Below are 17,988 nucleotides of genomic sequence, written 5' to 3'. Positions count from 1 at the left end.
GTTTTGCCCTGATTGTAAGAAAACGAAACGCACTTAGAGGGTAGTCATGCAGATATTTTCCTGAAGCTTGAGGTAGTGCGAAGGGGAAAGGTGAATGAAAAAATTGAAGTCATGAATGAGGTGGCTTTGGTCGTAATAACCGCATTGCGTAACAATATCGAGCCAATCCACCGACTCAGGTTTGCCGTTGAATAGTGTTAAGCACTCAATGGCTTTTTTAAAACGCTGATATCGATTGAGTTCTTTATCACTAAACCCCAAATACTTTTGATAGTTAAGTTGAACGTTTCGCTCGCTGTACCCGCTTTCTGCCGCAATTTTTTTGACACTGTTAGGTTCATTCCCGTCGATAATTCGTGCAGAACCTAACTCTCTTTCCCTCAGATAGGGTAAACTGAAATCCAGAAGCAATGTTACTTTTTTTTGTAATGTTTCAGCTTTTCTGAGTTGAAGCCACAAATCTTGGAAACATGCCTCTTTGACCAGATCATCGGGTTGTTTGATGAATTCTTTGTAGGATTTTAATGATTGACCGAAAAAACGATAAAAAGCATCCCACTTAAAATTGGCGACAAGCATCTCGGCACCCGGCGACAGCGTATACTCAATGGACTTTTTAATGGGACCCAGAATCAGGCTGTTGGGGGCATCAAAGTAATTATCATTCTCAAAGGCAAAGGAAATTCTGTTGCCAAGGTTAAACACCAATATAGTTTGAAAAGAAGGGATCAATTTTTTATGAATAGGGTGCACTGTACGATTGGCGGCATAATAAAAATGAGAAAAAAAATCCTGAAACGGTTCAGGTACGGCAATGCTTTGCGTTTCGTAAAACGAAGTTATGTTGACATCTATTTCTTCATTCATTTCCATTAGCAGTCTATTTTTCTTAAAAATACATACAACTTATTATATAAAAAGCGACAGAACAGCCAATTTTCGGCCCCTGTCGCTCTTTTTATAATAAGGAATAAATGGTTTGCTTATCCTTTCATCTGCGCTTCCACAACCGCAATCGCTACCATATTTACGATCTCACGAACGGAGCTACCTAATTGCAAAACATATACCGGTTTGCGCATTCCGAGCAAAATCGGCCCAATGGCCTCATATTCGCCGACTTCTTTCAGTAAGTTGTAGGCGATGTTGCTGGCCGATAGATTCGGGAAAATAAGCGTATTGGCACCATCTTCGGTCAATTTGCTGAACGGATGATTGGTACGCAGCAATTCAAGATCAAACGGTAAGTGGGCCTGCATTTCACCGTCTACCACCATCTCAGGGTGCTTTTTCTGTAAAATGGCGGCGGCGGCACTCATTTTTTCTGCGTCTTCACCTTTTGCACTTCCAAAGTTGGAGTAGGTAAGGAGCGCAATACGCGGTTTGATGTTGAATCGTTCAACAGCCTGCGCGGTCAACTCCGTGATTTCTACGATGTCATCAACCGTAGGATTAAAATTAACGGTTGTATCAGCCAAGAACAAAGGGCCGCGACGTGTGAGCAGAATGTACATCCCGGCTACTTTTTTCACACCGGCTTCTTTACCAATGATTTGCAAAGAAGGGCGAATCGTATCGGGATAGTTGCGCGTTAACCCTGAAATCAGCGCATCAGCTTCGCCCATTTCAACCATCATGGCCCCAAATGAACTCCGATAATACATCATCTTGCGGGCTTCAATAATATTAACCCCTTTCCGTTGGCGTTTTTGAAAGTATACTTCCGCATAACGGTCGATGTTAACGGTTTGCTCGGGGCTATACGGATCAATGACCGGAATCTCGGCAAGATCTAACTTATTGAGCTGAATAATGGAGCGAATCTTTTCTTCTTTTCCCAACAGGATCGGAAATGCAATGCCTTCGTCGCGTACCTGTTGCGCGGCTCTGAGCACCTGCACGTTTTCAGCATCGGCAAATACCACTCGCTTTGGAGCTTTGCGGGCTTTGCTGATGATAACACGAGAAATCTGATTATCCTGCCCCAAGCGTTTTTCCAGCTGTTGTACGTACGCATCCCAATCTGTAATGGGAAATTGGGCCATTCCGCTGTCCATGGCAGCTTTTGCTACGGCCGGTGCGATGGTGGTAAGCAAACGCGGGTCAACGGGTTTAGGAATAATGTATTCGCGCCCAAAGGTAATATTGTCGGTATTATAGGCTAAATTGACAATATCAGGAACCGGTTTCTTGGTCAATTCCGCTAAAGCGTGTACCGCTGCCAATTTCATTTCTTCGTTGATCTCGCGGGCACGAACGTCCAAGGCTCCACGGAAAATGTAGGGAAAGCCCAATACATTGTTCACTTGGTTGGGGTAATCCGAGCGACCCGTAGCCATGATCACGTCTTCGCGAGCGGCAACGGCATCAGGATAGGGGATTTCAGGGTCCGGGTTTGCCATCGCAAATACCATCGGATCTTTGGCCATCGACCGAACCATGTCCTGAGAAACAACATTTGCTTTTGACAATCCCAAGAACAGATCAGCCCCCACCATCGCGTCGGCCAACGATTCAAAACGACGCTCTGAAGCAAATTCCTGCTTCATCGGATCAAGATCTTTACGCTCTGTATTGATATGGCCTTTACTGTCAAACATATCAACGTTCTCTTTGCGAACGCCCAACGACATGTATAATTTGGTACAGGAGCTGGCGGATGCACCGGCACCGGAAACGACAACGCGGATTTCTTCGATTTTTTTACCGACCAATTCCAGACCGTTCAGTAAGGCCGCCGAACTGATGATGGCGGTTCCGTGCTGATCGTCGTGCATGACGGGAATGTTGAGTTCTTCTTTGAGGCGGCGTTCGATCTCAAAACACTCCGGAGCTTTGATGTCTTCCAAGTTAACACCTCCGAAAGTCGGCTCCATGATTTTGACCGTTCTGACAAATTCATCCACGTTTTCGGTGTTGAGTTCAATGTCAAAAACGTCAATGTCGGCGTATATTTTGAAAAGAAGACCTTTTCCTTCCATAACGGGCTTACCTGCTTCAGGCCCGATGTTGCCGAGGCCTAAAACCGCCGTTCCGTTACTGATCACGGCTACTAAATTGCCTTTGGCGGTGTATTTGTAAACATCCTCGACATTTCTGAAAATTTCCATGCAAGGCTCTGCCACTCCCGGAGAGTAAGCGAGCGACAGGTCGAGTTGATTATTTGTTTCTTTGGTAGGAACAACCTGAATCTTGCCCGGACGCCCCTTGGAATGGTAGTAGAGAGCGTCTTCACGACGAATTTTTGGATTCATAAGCGATAAACATTGGTAGTTTTGGGGCTGCAAGGTACAAATGAAAAGCATTCGTCAGACAAAGTTTAGGGGTTTTTATGGAAGAGGTTCGTTAACTTTGCTTCGATCGCAAGATGAATGAAACGTTTTAAAAAGCCCTAAAACCGAATCTGATGAATAAGCAAAAAATAATGGTTGTTTCCGCTTTATGCGCATTGATGAGTATAACTGCCGGTCTATCGCACGAATTCTGGCTGTTTCCTTCCTCCTTTTTTCCACAAGTTGGGAAACCGGTGCCGGTAAGTATAAATGTCGGTGAAAATTATGAGGGAGAACGTTGGGGTGGAGGAAACCGACGGGTGCAGCGATTGCGATTGATAACGCCCAAAGGCGAACAAAATCTTACTGCTTCCATTAGCCAATCAGATTCATTGGTAGAAATTAAGCCCCTGATCCTCAAAGACGGAGGCACGCAAATGATCACACTCGAAACCAACAATTCGTTTATTGAATTGGAAGCCAATAAATTTCTGGAATACCTGAAAGAAGATGGTTTGGACAATGCTGTTGCCTACCGTCGTGAACATAAAGAAACTACTAAGAAAGGACGGGAACAATACCGTCGCTGTGCCAAAACACTCCTTCAGGCAGGGAATGTTTATGCTGCCAATGTAACAAAATCTTCGGGTATGGCGATGGAAATAGTGCCGCTTCAAAATCCGTACAGTTTGCCTAAAGGCAGTTTGCTGACTTGCCAAGTCTTATATGAAAACAGACCCCTGAAAAATGCATTGGTGCGTTGTTGGAGACGTGTCAACGGAAAGACAGAACTGGAATTCAAACGCTCGGATGCGGCGGGAAATGCAACATTCGATCTGCCCAAAAAAGGCAATGCCGCTTATATGATCAGCGTTGTTACGATGGTGCGCCTTACCCATAATCCCAAAGCCGACTGGCAAAGCACTTGGGGAAGTCTGACGTTTGGGATGAAGTAATAAACTGTAGCTAGGTTTCACGCAAAGACGCGGAGGAGCAAAGTTTTTTTTTTTCTTTGCTCCTCCGCGTCTTTGCGTGATTTAACCGATCCTGTAATTAAACCAAACGCTTTATAATTTCATTGACCGAAATCCCTTCAGCTTCCGCTTTGAAGTTACGCACGATACGGTGGCGTAATATAGGAAGCGCAACGGCTTTCACATCTTCAATGTCCGGCGAGTATTTACCGTTGATGAGGGCGTTGCATTTGGCTGCAAGAATCAGGTTCTGCGATGCCCTCGGGCCTGCTCCCCATTCAAGGTAATTTTTAGTATCGCTACTTGCCATATCACCCATTGGGCGGGTTTTTTGTACAAGTTTTACAGCATACTCTATCACATTATCAGTTACCGGCACACGACGTACAAGGTGCTGGAACGCTTCGATCTCAGCGGCCGAAATAACCGTATTGATAACGGGTTTATTGTCGGTGGTAGTTGATTTAACAATGTTAAGCTCTTCTTGGTAAGAAGGATAATCCAGGTACACCATAAACATAAAACGGTCTAACTGAGCTTCCGGAAGCGGATAAGTTCCTTCCTGTTCGATGGGGTTTTGCGTAGCCAACACAAAGAACGGACGGCTCAAAGAGTGCTTTTGACCGGCCACCGTTACGGAATATTCCTGCATGGCTTCGAGCAGCGCAGACTGGGTTTTGGGAGGAGTCCGGTTGATTTCATCCGCCAGAATAATATTCGCAAATACCGGTCCTTTGATAAAACGAAAGTTGCGTTCGTTATCCAGCGTTTCAGACCCCAGAATGTCAGACGGCATTAAGTCAGGCGTAAACTGAATACGGTTAAAGCTCAGGTCCAGAGCTCCTGCAATGGTTTGAATTAAGAGCGTTTTTGCCAGTCCCGGCACCCCAACCAACAGGCAATGCCCTTGACAAAAGATGGCGGTGAGCAACAAACGAACCGTATCATCCTGACCGACAATGACTTTGCCAATTTCTGAACGGAGTTTTTCGTAGGATTCTTTAAGTGCTTCTGCAGCAGCGACGTCAGAAGAAAACTTCATTTAGGGTTTATGGTTAGTGGTTAATAAATGGTATTTGTGAATATAGCTCATTGCCGTTTAAAAAAACGCAAACGCCGCTAATTTCCTTCGGGTTCAATGCCTAACATTTTACATTCCTGAAATTCGGGGTCCACTTTGATAAATACATCGGCAATTGCCTTCTTAAACCATTCATCCACCGCCTGGGTTTTTTTATTGGCCAATACAATGTTGGTCAACTTCTCAAAATCTTCTTTCAAACTGGCCGTATGCGGCTCGATCTTGCTTTTGTAATAAATGATACGCATGGCGGTTTTTCCATCATCAGTACGATAGTTCATGGGCGCACTTATCGTGCCAACTTTCATGGTATCAAGCATCATAAATAGACCATAATCCATCGAAGCATCAAGGGCTAAACGTGACGACCCCTGTTGGTCCTTTATTAAGCCTCCTGCGTCAGCGGTATTTTTATCTTCTGACCACGTTTTGGCTACTTTTTCAAATTTTAAAGTATCTGTCTTCATCAAATTGTAAAGACTGTCCAAAACATGTTTTGGCTCCGACATATCCATACGGTTATAATCAGGGCGCAGTAAAATGTGGCGGGCGTGGTATTCTGCGCCGCGGGTTTCAAGCAATTGGATCAAGTGCAAACCAAAGTCAGACTCAACGGGCTCAGAAATTTCGTTAGGTTTAAGCTTTAAGGCGGTTCCTTCAAATTCAGCTACCATGTCGCCGCGCTTGGCAAATCCCAGATCACCACCCTGTTGGGCTGAGCCAAGGTCTTCCGAATAAGCAGATGCCAGAGAAGAGAAATCTTCTCCTTTTTCAACCCGTGTTTTAAAATCCAACAGGCGGGCCCGCAGTTCTTCTTTCTGCGCCTTGGTCACTTTGGCATAACGTACAATTTGACCGATCTCCACTTCGGCAGGAATGTAAGGTAAGCTGTCTTTAGGAATGCTGTTGAAGAATTTTCGCACTTCGTTAGGCGTCACCTTGATGGCTTCGGTTATTTTGGTCTGCATTTTTTCGGCCACCATCTCTTGCTTGATAGGATCTCTCAATTCATATTTGAGGGATTCAATGCTTTTTCCGTAAGCTTCAACGATGTTTTTCTCTGAACCGAAACGCTTGGCCATATAATCCATCCGCGCAGCTACCTGACTCTCAATTAGTTTATCATCTACAATGACAGAGTCAATTTCAGCTTTTGCCAACAGCATTTTGTTAACAACCAACCGCTCCAGTGCCTGACATGCGGTAGGAGCGGGCTGTCCCTGGGCTTGCGATTGTGCCTGTATAATATACTCTTCCAGTTCGGAACGCAGTACATAATAATTATCTACTCTGGCAATCACTTTATTAACACTGATGCTTTTTCCCTGTGCCTGAGCTCCCGCAATGGCAGTACACGCAAGAATAAGCGCAGCCAATAAGGAGCGAATGAGCGAGGAATATGACAGATCTTGATTGAATGTTTTTTTCATTTTGTTAGGCTTTCTTCGAATTCGGGGTATGTATTATTATCAAACGGATTTTAACCGCTTTTTACTTTGCTAATTTACGTAATTCTTCTTCGTTTATTTGTACGGAATACTTTTGACGCAATTGACTGAGCCAATTTTTTTCCAATTGCTTTTGATAATCGTTGATCACTGCACCACGTGCTTCCGCAAATGTTTTGATTCTCGGGGGTTCAATTTTAGAAATAGCTACCCACACTTTTTGCTTGTTGACATTCACCGAATGGTTGCCGATCTCCCAGCGGGCGGCGTCTATAAAACGGTTGGTTCCTTTGGCAAATGCCCCTTCTGTAATAAGGATATCGCCCAATTTTAACGCATTCAGGGCTTTTTCAAGGTCTTTTTTTGAGGTACTGAAATACTGAAAACTCACACGACGATTACGGGCTGCATTGGCAACGGGTTTAAATTTCCCGTAATCCTTTTCCATAATGCGGGTCAGCGGCACACTGTTGTTGGTGAGTGCCTTAATGGCGTTCTGAAGCCGCATTGTCGAAACGGAATCCGGCTCATCGGCATCTCCATACGCGGAGACTTCTACCGAATAATTTTCATTATTGAGCAAGGTCAGTGCCACTTCAAACAATGCTTCCCGATGCTTTACACTCAATATACTCGCTTTGGAAGGAAAAAGTAAATCATTGCCTTTCCGACGTAATTGATAAGGTTTTGACGCGAGCGACTCCTGCGCCCGTTTTAACAGCGTATCACTGTCGGTTACTACGAGGGTTGCAAAGGCACGTTCGGGGTAACGGTAGTTAGCTTTATTTTGTTCCCAATAGTGTTTTTGGCCCAACGAATCCACCAGCGAGCGTTCCGTCACGTTGGCTTCCATGGCTTGAGTGAACAGTACCCCATCGCGCATTTCGGTCATCAGGGCACGAAAATCAGGGTGCTTTTTCTCCAGATTTGCTTCTTCTGTCTCAATCAATTTCTGATTAACAAACTGCCGATAATACCGTTGGGAAAGGATAGAAAGTGATGTGCCCGCAGCAACAGGTTGTTGGCGATTATAGACGTAATCAAAAAACTGATTGACGGTATAAGGTTGATTGTCAATCTGAAATACTATTTTCTTTTCAAGCGAAACGGAAAGCGGCTCGCGAAATTTCCATTTTCCTTTTAATAGACTTGTATCCAATTTTGCCAGTGCTTCGTCTTTAAGCGCGGCTATTTCCGTAATTTTGTAGGCAGTGCGGAGTTTGGCGATCAATGCTTCACGAATAAGCTCGCCGCGCGAATCGGTCGTGACTTTTTGGCGCAATTGCGGAGCCAGTTCAGTAAACGATTCGATAGGCTTGCGGTTGATCAATTTAATGATGTGCCAACCATACGTACTCTGGAAAGGCTGTGAAATATCGCCGATGCGTTTCAATGAAAAGGCAGCCTCTTCAAAAGCAGGCGTCATCGAACCCGTTCCAAACTCATGGAGGATACCGCCGTTATCTTTTGTGGTTACTTCGTCAGAATAATCACGGCAAACCACTTCCCATGATTCCTGTTGCAACAGACTGTGCGCCTTTTCTATTTTTGCTTTGGCGGCGGCTTTTCCTTCGGGAGTAGCATTGCCGCTGATACGGACCAAAATATTGGCAACCTGCACTTTACCACGCGACGCACGTCGGTCGTTGACTTTGATTAAATGGTAGCCTGCTTTGGTTCTTACAGGGTCTGAAACCTTTTCGATGGGGGCCGTATAGACCACATTTTCAAAGGGATAGACCGTTTGAAATACGGTGAAATAGCCCAGGTCGCCTCCTTTTGGTGAAGAAACACCGTCTTTGGAAAAACGTTGAGCCGCCTCTTCAAAAGTAATTTCCTGTTGTAGTATTCTGCTTCGCAAAGCGACTGCCGCCCGATACGCGGATAGTGTATCTTCCGGAGAAGCATCGGGCGAAACGGCAATGAGAATATGAGAAGCTCTGACTTCCACTTTCAGCCGTTCGTAGGCTTCGGCAATAAGATTTTCAACCAATACACGATCTGTAAGATAGGGCTGCGCCAATTGTTTCCGGTAGGAGGCAAGCTCTTCGCGAAAAGCGGCCGTTGTATCCCGCCCTTCATTTTGGGCGGCAATTACTTTGAGCTTAAGATTGGTATAGATCTGCAGGTACTCGCTGATGCCGGTGGACTTTGTTGTATCGTCCGAAAATTGATTCTTGGTGAAAGATTGAAAGAATTCATCGGTCGTAAATTTCTTATCCCCAATGGAGAGAATCACAGGCTCCGGGAGAGCCTGAGGGACAGGTTTAGCGGTTTTGCAACCCCAAATACATAGAAATACGCCAATAAAACCCCAAAAACAATACTTCATCCTTAACTTTTTAAATCTTAACAACAATGCACCTTCATTTATTGTGAAGTTTGCAAAGTTACGCCAACTTTCTGAAAGTTTAAACAATCTACCCTTTTCACCTATTGCAATGTATTTTTAGCCGGTATCTTTGCGGATGCGTTATTTTATAGAAGTAAGTTATAAAGGAACAAATTACCACGGTTGGCAACGACAACCCAACGGAATCACCATTCAGGAAGAATTGGAAAAAGCCTTGGGGATCATCATGCGTCGACCCATTGAGATCATCGGGAGCAGTCGTACCGATGCGGGCGTTCATGCCGAGCAGCAATTTGCTCATTTTGATGTAGAAGAAGCGATTACGTCTTCTGATCGGTTGGTATTGGGCCTGAACAGCCTTTTACCGAAAGATATTGCCGTTCCTAAAATTGTTGCTGTCAGATCGGATATTCATTCGCGTTTTGCGGCAACGTATCGTTGTTATGAATACCGCATTGTATTTCAAAAAAACGCCTTTTTGTCGGACTTAGCTCACGTATTTCGCCCTGCGCTGAATATCCGAAAAATGAACGAAGCCGCAGAATTATTGCTGCAATACACTGACTTTGAATGTTTCAGTAAAATTCATACTGACGTAAAAACGTTTCTGTGTACCATCGAATACGCGTATTGGAAAGAAACACTATATGGATTGACTTTTTATATTAAAGCCAATCGTTTTTTGAGGGGCATGGTGCGTGCCATCGTGGGTACATTGCTTGAAATAGGGCAGGGAAAAAAGACTTATGCTGATTTTGAGCAATTAATTATTTCGAAAAACCGTAAAAATGCCGCTGCACAAGCGCCCGCTTGCGGGTTGTTTTTGGTGGAGGTAGGCTATGACTGGGAATCTATTATTGTTGAAGCTTAACGTCGGCGAAAAACGTCGGCGAGGACTGCGCGTCTGCGGTTTAGAACGGGGACGCCCAGTCCTCGCCGACGTTAAACTTCAACATTCACTTTAACTATATACATTCATTGAACAAGATTGGTATTATCTTATTGGCCGCCGGAGAATCCAAACGTATGGGCTCGCCCAAACAATTGTTAGATATTGACGGAAAAAGCCTTCTGCGTCGTACCGCAGAAGTAGCGTTAGCCACCGAATGTTACCCTGTTGTAATGGTTATTGGAGCCAATAAAGCCCGGATCGCTCCTGAAATCATAAACTTACCGCTGACGGTAATTGATAACCCTATGTGGCCCGAAGGAATGTCATCGTCCGTAAAGATGGGAATGGCCGGGTTGTACATGACCTATAAAGACGTAGATGCCGTCATAATGCTGGTATGTGATCAACCTTATATATCTGTTTCACTGCTGGAGCGGATGATTGAAATGTATGAAGCCAAAAAACCACTCATTGTGGCCTGTAAATACGGTGATCAGGTAGGCGTTCCTGCGCTGTTTGACCGCAGGTTGTTTGATGAATTACTGAGCCTAACCGGCGATAAAGGCGCTAAACCTGTTATCATGAATCATTTGGATGAAACACACCTCCTGACCTTCGAAGCCGGAAGTGTGGATTTGGATACCCCCGAAGATTACGAAGCCTTTCAAAAAGGCTAACCTCGCAAAATGTTGCTTCTCCGCATTTTTACAAAATTTTGCTCATGTGTTGTGACGCAACAGCTTATGTCTCTACGGATAGTCGCTTAAAACAACAAATATGTCGACGAATAGTGGGGTAGTTTTATATTTTTCCTATTTTTGACCATTACGTCCTAACCAACGGTATCGGAGTGCTTCACTTTGACCGGCGACGACCATTCATCAAAAACTAAACCAAGTATGAAAAGAAGGGATTTTATTCAGTTGTCAGGCATGGGCTTGGGGGCTATGATGGGAGCATCTATTCCTGTCTTGGGCAATGTAGTTCCGATTGAGCAACTGCTCGAACCCAAAGCCGACGCCGCCATGAAGAAAAAAATGGCCGATGTAGCCCTTAACGTGGCCAAGTCGAAAGGGGCAACTTATACCGATGTGCGCATCGGTCGTTATCTTCAACAATATTTATTTACCCGCGAAACCAGAGTTCAAAACATCGTCAACGCCGAATCGTACGGTGTGGGAATTCGGGTCATTGCCAATGGCACGTGGGGATTCTCCGCCACGAGCGATGTGAGTGAGGCAGGCATTGCCAAATGTGCCGAAACTGCCGTTGCCATTGCGAAGGCCAACTCAAAGATTCAGACTGATCCTGTAGTATTAGCTCCTCAAAAAGGAGTAGGGGAAGTAGTTTGGAAGACGCCCATTAAGAAAAATGCCTTTCAAATTCCTATTCAGGAAAAGATCGATCTATTGATGAAAGTGAATGGCGAAGCGATGAAGAACGGTGCCGGATTTGTAACTTCCAACCTGTTTTTTGTCAATGAACAAAAATATTTTGCTTCTTCCGACGGGTCTTACATCGACCAGGATATACACCGCATTTGGCCTACGTTTACCGTAACAGCGGTCAATAAACAGGCAGGTAAGTTTAAAAGCCGCGATGCCATCAGCTCACCAATGGGGATGGGCTATGAATATTTGGATGGTTTGGCGAGTGAAAAAATTGCCGGACCTAATGGATTGGTAGGATATCGTAACTCATACGATATGGTGGAAGATGTGATCATGGCCTCCAAACAGGCCAAAGAAAAAATGACCGCCAAATCGGTAGTGCCCGGAAAATATGACCTCGTGCTTGATCCTAACCACTTGGGCCTGACCATTCATGAATCGGTAGGGCATCCCACCGAACTTGACCGCGTGTTGGGATATGAAGCCAATTATGCAGGAACAAGTTTTGCGACGTTGGATAAGTGGAAAACAAAAAGCTTTAACTACGGCAGCAAACAGGTAAATATTGTGGCCGATAAAATACAGCCGCACACGTTGGGAACGGTTGGGTTTGACGATGAAGGCGTTCCCTGCAAAGAATGGGATTTGATCAAAGAAGGTATTTTGGTTAACTATCAGGCCACGCGTGATCAGGTCAATATTTTGGGCGAGAAAGAATCGCACGGTTGCTGCTATGCCGACAATTGGAATTCGGTTCAATTCCAACGGATGCCCAATGTTTCGTTGCGTCCGGGGAAAGAAAAACTCAATGTTCAGGACATGATCAAGGGCGTTGATAAAGGAATTTACATCATTGGCCGTGGCTCGTATTCGATTGATCAACAGCGTTATAACTTCCAATTTGGCGGGCAGTTGTTTTACGAGATCAAAAACGGAGAAATCGTGGGTATGCTGGACGACGTAGCTTATCAGTCGAATACGCAGGAGTTTTGGAATTCGTGCGCGCAGATATGTGACAAAGATGATTACCGCACCTTTGGGTCGTTTTTCGACGGAAAGGGACAACCTTCGCAGGTCAGTGCGGTTTCGCACGGAAGCGCAACTACCCGCTTCAATGGAGTCAATGTCATCAATACCGGCAGAAACATCGGCTAACTAAAAACGACATCAACAATGGCTATTTTAACAAAAGAAGAAGCTAAAAAGATAATAGACAAAGTGTTGGCGTTTTCGAAAGCCGACGAAATGAGCGTGATCCTGACGGGCAGTCGCACGGGAAACATCCGTTATGCACGCAATACGGTTTCAACAAGCGGAGAGTCCTACGATTTGGCTTTGGCCGTAACGGCCGTATTTGGCAAACGTTCAGGGTCTTCCACCATCAATGAGTTTGATGACCAATCGCTGGAAAAAACGGTTCGAAGAGCGGAAGAAATTGCGAAACTCGCACCCGAAAATCCTGAATATATGCCTATGTTAGGACCTCAAACCTATGCAGAGAATCCTACGTTTGTGCAGAGTACCGCAAATATTGACCCTTCCTATCGCGCTCAGGTCGCTTTTGACAGTATTGATCCCTGTAAAAAGAAAAACCTGACGGCGGCGGGTTATTTGGAAGACACCACTGAATTTGTAGCTATGGGCAACAGCAAAGGTCTTTTTGGCTATAACAAATCCACTTCGGTCGATTTTTCGGTAACCGTCAGAACAGCCGATGGAACCGGTTCGGGGTACGTAGCGCGCGATTTTAATGACACCTCTAAGCTTAATGCCAAAGCCGCAACTGAAATAGCCATGCAAAAAGCGATGGCTTCCATAAATGCTAAAGCCCTGGAGCCCGGTAAATACACCGTTATTTTGGAACCTACGGCTGCTTTGGATCTGATTCAGAACATGATGCGCAGCATTGATGCCCGCAGCGCAGACGAAGGCCGAAGTTTTTTGAGTAAGAAAGGAGGAGGCATCCGTTTAGGCGAAAAATTATTTGACGAACGGGTTACTATTCTTTCTGATCCTTCTCATCCCGATATTCCGAAAGCCGGTTTTGATACTCCGAGAGGAAGAGCCGGTGGTGGTGGCGGAGGTGGCGGTGGTGCTTCAGGAGAAGGCCGCCCTCAGGAAAAAACGTATTGGGTTGAAAAAGGCGTTGTGAAAAACATGGCTTATTCGCGCTATTGGGCGCAAAAACAAGGCGTAAAAGGCGTGCCATCGCCGCAGGGCTTCATCATGGAAGGCGGCACGCAATCTTTGGCAGAACTGATCAAAAGCACTCAAAAAGGAATATTGGTGACGCGTTTCTGGTACATCCGGGCCGTTGATCCTCAGACACTTCTTTATACCGGCCTCACCCGCGACGGGACTTTTTACATTGAGAACGGACAGATCAAATACCCCGTCAAAAACTTCCGTTTCAACGAAAGCCCGGTCATTATGCTCAATAACCTTGAGGCGATGGGCATTCCAACGCGGGTAAACGGGAACATGATCCCGCCGCTTAAGATACGGGATTTCACCTTTACAAGTTTGTCGGACGCAGTCTAAGGAAGTGTAAAGTGGAAGAGGTAAAGTGTAAAGGTTTTGTTGATCTTTGTACTTTAACCTTTCCACTCTACCCTTTCACTTTTTCTTGCCGTTCATCAAAATCCCCCTGTCCGGGGGAGAAATAAAACTATATTTATCAGGATTTTTGCTCAATGAGTAAAAGATAGAACGCTGATTGTTAAGATTGTTAAGATTACTTATGTTTTGCAAAGCACAAATGAATCATAACAATCATGAAAATCAGTGTTCTAAGATAATTACATACCCATACAACCAACTATAAACTGAACCGGCCTTGAAAAGAAGAGATTTTATGCAATTGTCGGGCATGGGATTTGGCGCAATGATGTTGCCCAATATCCCGATCGTGGGAAACACCGTGACCCCGGAAGCCCTCATGGAAGGCGGCATTGATGTTGCCCTCAAAAAACGCCTGGCTGACGCTGCCCTCAACGCGGCGAAGTCCAAAGGCGCTACTTATACCGATGTTCGCATTGGCCGGTATCTGCGCCAATTCGTCATTACGCGCGAAGACAAAGTACAGAACATTGTCAACACCGAATCGTACGGCGTAGGAGTACGCGTAATTGCCAATGGTTGTTGGGGGTTTGCCGCAGTGGTAGATGCCAAAAGCGAAGCCGACACCGCCAAGGCCGCCGAAGAAGCGGTAGCTATTGCGAAAGCTAATGCCCGTTTGATGAAGCAGCCGGTGCAACTGGCTCCTCAAAAAGGCTATGGTGAAGTAAGCTGGAAAGCCCCCATTCAACGAAATGCGTTTGAAGTTCCCATCAAAGAAAAAGTAGACCTGTTGTTGGGAGTTAACGATGCGGCCCTGAAAAACGGTGCTAACTATGTGAATTCGCTGCTGTTCATGGTCAACGAGCAAAAATACTTTGCTTCGTCCGACGGCTCGTACATTGATCAGGACATTCACCGGATTTGGCCCATTTTTGCCGTTACCACCATTGACCCTAAAACGGGAAAATTTGAAACACGTCAAGCACTGAGCGCACCCGTCGGGATGGGGTATGAATACCTGCAAACCAATCCCAAAGATAAAGTAACGGGTATCACCACACGCTACAACAAAGGCTATGACATGTTGGAGGATGTGATCTCGGCTGCTAAACAAACCAAAGAAAAGCTTACTGCCAAATCGGTGGAAGCCGGCAAATACGATCTGGTGCTGGATCCTTCTCACCTTTGGCTGACCATTCACGAATCAGTAGGGCACCCGCTCGAACTCGACCGTGTGTTGGGCTATGAAGCCAACTTTGCAGGAACAAGCTTTGCCACATTGGATAAATGGCAAAGTAAGAACTTCAATTATGGCAGCAAAGAAGTGAATTTGTTTGCCGACAAAACCCAAGTCGGCTCATTGGGCGCCGTAGGTTGGGACGATGAAGGGGTTGAAACCAAAAAATGGGATCTGGTAAAAGACGGAACTTTGGTCAATTATCAAGCCATTCGCGATCAGGTGCATATCATCGGCGAGAAAGAATCGCAGGGATGTTGCTACGCCGACAGTTGGAGCTCAGTACAGTTTCAGCGCATGGCCAACGTTTCGTTGGCGGCGGGAAAAACGCCTCTTTCGGTCAATGACATGATAAAAGACGTGAAAAAAGGAATTTATATTATTGGAGATGGCTCGTTTTCGATTGACCAACAACGCTATAATTTCCAGTTTGGCGGTCAATTGTATTATGAGATCAAAGATGGACAGATCGCAGGAATGCTCAAAGACGTAGCGTATCAGTCTAACACACAGGAGTTTTGGAACTCGTGCGTGAAAATATGCGACGAACGTGATTATCGCATGGGAGGTTCGTTTTTCGACGGGAAAGGGCAACCAATGCAGTCAAGTGCCGTTTCACACGGTAGTTCTACGGCTCGTTTTAATGGCGTGAATGTCATTAACACAGCTCGCAAAATTTAGTCTTTGAATTCATCTCCAACAATTAACATCGAAAAAAATGGCAGTTATATTAACTGAAGCGGAAGCCAAAGCCTTGCTACAAAAGGTGTTGCGCTTTTCTAAAGCAGATGAATGTGAATTGAATCTGCTGGGTGAAGTACGCGGTAACCTCCGCTACGCCCGAAACGAAGTATCTACCAGCGGCGCGCTTACCAATAAGAATTTAACGATCCAATCGGCTTTCGGGAAGAAAGTAGGCGTGACCAGCATTGACGAATTCGACGATGCTTCGCTTGAAAAAGCAGTGCGCCGCGCTGAAGAATTGGCGCAATTGGCTCCTGAAAATCCTGAATACATGGGTGTTTTGGAACCGCAGCAATACATCAAATCAAACGGTTATTTCGAATCTACAGCAAACATCACCCCTGCTAAACGGGCGGAAGCAGTCGCTAAAAGTCTCGAATTGTCGAGCAAGCAAGGGCTTGCCGCCGCAGGATTTTTCGATGACCGTAAAGGCTTTACGGCCATGATGAATTCCAAAGGGTTGTTTGCGTATTATACTAATACGAATGTAAGCTTCTCCCTTACAGTACGTACCGACGACGGAACGGGCTCAGGTTATATAACCAAGGGATACAATGATTTCAGTAAATTGGATACGGTCGCGGCAACCAAAATTGCCGTTCAGAAATCATTGGGTTCGAGGGGTGCAAAAGCACTTGAACCGGGAAAATATACCGTGATCTTAGAGCCAACGGCGGCCGCAGTGTTGGTTGAAAGTATCTTTTTTGGCATGGATGCCCGCAGTGCCGACGAAGGGCGCTCGTTTTTCAGCAAGCCGGGTGGCAAGACTAAATTAGGCGAAAAGATCATGGACGAACGGGTTACGTTCTATTCTGACCCTACACACCCTGATTTGCCGGCTTCACCCTGGTCGGGTGATGGCCAACCACAGAATAAATTGATGTGGATAGAAAAAGGGGTTGTCAAAAATCTTTCGTATTCACGTTTTTGGGCGCAGAAGAAAGGCGTGAAACCCATTCCCGGCCCTAACAATATGATCATGGCGGGAGGAACGGCAACCTTGGACGAGATGATCAAAAGCACCCAGCGCGGTATTTTGGTGACCAAACTCTGGTATATCCGTCCCGTAGATCCTCAAACGCTTTTATTGACGGGCCTTACCCGCGACGGAACGTTTTACATCGAAGACGGAAAAATCAAATACCCGATCAAAAACTTCCGTTTCAACGAAAGCCCCATCATCATGTTGAATAACCTTGAAACGTTGGGTATTCCTGAGCGGGCAGTAAGTACAGAATCTGAACAAAACTATATCCTGCCGCCAATGAAAATCAGGGAGTTTACATTTTCCTCCCTTTCAGACGCGGTGTAATTACCTCACCCCTGCCCCTCTCCTTACTAAGGAGAGGGGTGCATTTTACTCCCCTTCTCCTTAGTAAGGAGAGGGGCAGGGGGATGAGGTTTAATCTTTTCCACACGTGAGACCATTTTTTTTTACTCGGATTCAATATGCTTCGGGAGACTGGGACACCGACCAACGGATGCCTTCCAATCTCCTTAACTCGTTGGTGGAGTATACAACGATTCCGATCGATGAAAAAGAAAAAATTATACAACTAACGAACAATGACATTTTCAGAAGCCCTTTTTGCTATTTGAGTGGACATAAGTTGGTGGAATTTTCAAGTCAGGAACGCGACCATTTTAAAAAATACGTCGAAAACGGCGGATTTGTGTTTGTGGATGACTGCAATCATGACATTGACGGCCTGTTTGCCAAGTCGTTTGAACAGGAAATGGCGCGTACCTTTGGGCCGAAAGCCTTGCAGAAAATCCCCAATGATCATCCCATTTATCATTCGTTCTTTCATTTTGAAGGCCCACCGACCACCGGTTTTGAACTCAATGGTTGGGGCGATGATCTGGTACACGACTACCTGAAAGCCATTCAGATCAACGGCAGGATCGGGGTTTTGTACAGCAATAAAGATTATGGCTGTGAATGGGATTATGATTTTAGAAATAAACGTTGGTTGGCCGAAGACAACACCAAATTTGGAGTAAACATTATTAGTTACGCATTAACAACTGTTTAAG

At 45.4% G+C, this 17,988-nt stretch carries 13 protein-coding genes; 8 read left to right on the top strand and 5 right to left on the bottom strand.

Annotated features, from left to right (window positions below; all coding sequences use genetic code 11):
• Positions 1-33: 33 nt before the first annotated feature.
• Together ACQY73_RS03640 and ACQY73_RS03635 are read right to left on the bottom strand one after the other, a co-directional pair.
• Positions 34-867: a DUF6597 domain-containing transcriptional factor gene (locus tag ACQY73_RS03640; RefSeq protein WP_428661591.1), complete on the bottom strand. Its 834-nt coding sequence runs from the start codon at positions 865-867 to the stop codon at positions 34-36.
• 116 nt (positions 868-983) lie between these two features.
• The gene (locus tag ACQY73_RS03635) at positions 984-3,254 is read right to left on the bottom strand and encodes an NADP-dependent malic enzyme (RefSeq protein ID WP_428668412.1); all 2,271 of its coding nucleotides are present in this window, start codon (positions 3,252-3,254) and stop codon (positions 984-986) included.
• Between the two features lie 152 nt (positions 3,255-3,406).
• On the opposite strand from ACQY73_RS03635, the gene ACQY73_RS03630 reads away from it, so the two are divergent.
• Entirely contained in the window at positions 3,407-4,228 is an 822-nt protein-coding gene (locus tag ACQY73_RS03630; protein ID WP_428661588.1) for a DUF4198 domain-containing protein, read from the top strand.
• Positions 4,229-4,325: 97 nt separating this feature from the next.
• Here the strand turns inward: ACQY73_RS03630 and ACQY73_RS03625 are convergent, their stop codons facing one another.
• From ACQY73_RS03625 to ACQY73_RS03615, 3 genes are all read right to left on the bottom strand, one after another.
• Complete coding sequence (locus ACQY73_RS03625; RefSeq protein WP_428661585.1) at positions 4,326-5,288, bottom strand: AAA family ATPase; 963 nt, start codon at positions 5,286-5,288, stop codon at positions 4,326-4,328.
• Positions 5,289-5,365: 77 nt separating this feature from the next.
• Positions 5,366-6,757, bottom strand: coding sequence for a foldase protein PrsA (locus ACQY73_RS03620; protein ID WP_428661582.1), 1,392 nt, complete (start codon positions 6,755-6,757; stop codon positions 5,366-5,368).
• Between the two features lie 61 nt (positions 6,758-6,818).
• Positions 6,819-9,107 carry a peptidylprolyl isomerase gene (locus ACQY73_RS03615; RefSeq protein WP_428661579.1) on the bottom strand — a complete coding sequence of 763 codons (2,289 nt, stop codon included), beginning with the start codon at positions 9,105-9,107 and terminating at the stop codon, positions 6,819-6,821.
• A 136-nt stretch (positions 9,108-9,243) separates the two neighbouring features.
• On the opposite strand from ACQY73_RS03615, the gene truA reads away from it, so the two are divergent.
• From truA to ACQY73_RS03580, 7 genes are all read left to right on the top strand, one after another.
• The gene (gene truA / locus ACQY73_RS03610) at positions 9,244-9,999 is read left to right on the top strand and encodes a tRNA pseudouridine(38-40) synthase TruA (protein ID WP_428661576.1); all 756 of its coding nucleotides are present in this window, start codon (positions 9,244-9,246) and stop codon (positions 9,997-9,999) included.
• A 107-nt stretch (positions 10,000-10,106) separates the two neighbouring features.
• Complete coding sequence (locus ACQY73_RS03605) at positions 10,107-10,697, top strand: nucleotidyltransferase family protein (RefSeq protein WP_428661573.1); 591 nt, start codon at positions 10,107-10,109, stop codon at positions 10,695-10,697.
• A 222-nt stretch (positions 10,698-10,919) separates the two neighbouring features.
• A complete protein-coding gene (locus ACQY73_RS03600) occupies positions 10,920-12,566 on the top strand; it encodes a TldD/PmbA family protein (RefSeq protein ID WP_428661571.1) in 1,647 nt (548 codons plus the stop codon).
• An 18-nt stretch (positions 12,567-12,584) separates the two neighbouring features.
• Complete coding sequence (locus tag ACQY73_RS03595) at positions 12,585-13,952, top strand: TldD/PmbA family protein (RefSeq protein ID WP_428661568.1); 1,368 nt, start codon at positions 12,585-12,587, stop codon at positions 13,950-13,952.
• Positions 13,953-14,247: 295 nt separating this feature from the next.
• Positions 14,248-15,888: a TldD/PmbA family protein gene (locus ACQY73_RS03590; protein WP_428661565.1), complete on the top strand. Its 1,641-nt coding sequence runs from the start codon at positions 14,248-14,250 to the stop codon at positions 15,886-15,888.
• A 37-nt stretch (positions 15,889-15,925) separates the two neighbouring features.
• A complete protein-coding gene (locus ACQY73_RS03585) occupies positions 15,926-17,263 on the top strand; it encodes a TldD/PmbA family protein (RefSeq protein ID WP_428661562.1) in 1,338 nt (445 codons plus the stop codon).
• A 106-nt stretch (positions 17,264-17,369) separates the two neighbouring features.
• Positions 17,370-17,987 (top strand): DUF4159 domain-containing protein, encoded by a 618-nt coding sequence (locus ACQY73_RS03580; protein ID WP_428661560.1) that lies wholly within the window; start codon positions 17,370-17,372, stop codon positions 17,985-17,987.
• The last annotated feature ends 1 nt before the right edge of the window (position 17,988 follow it).

Origin of the sequence: Runella sp. (assembly GCF_965279615.1) — a bacterium.
Taxonomy (GTDB): domain Bacteria; phylum Bacteroidota; class Bacteroidia; order Cytophagales; family Spirosomataceae; genus Runella.
The sequence above is the reverse complement of the archived record's forward strand: the minus strand, read 5'-3'. Positions and strand labels throughout refer to the sequence as shown.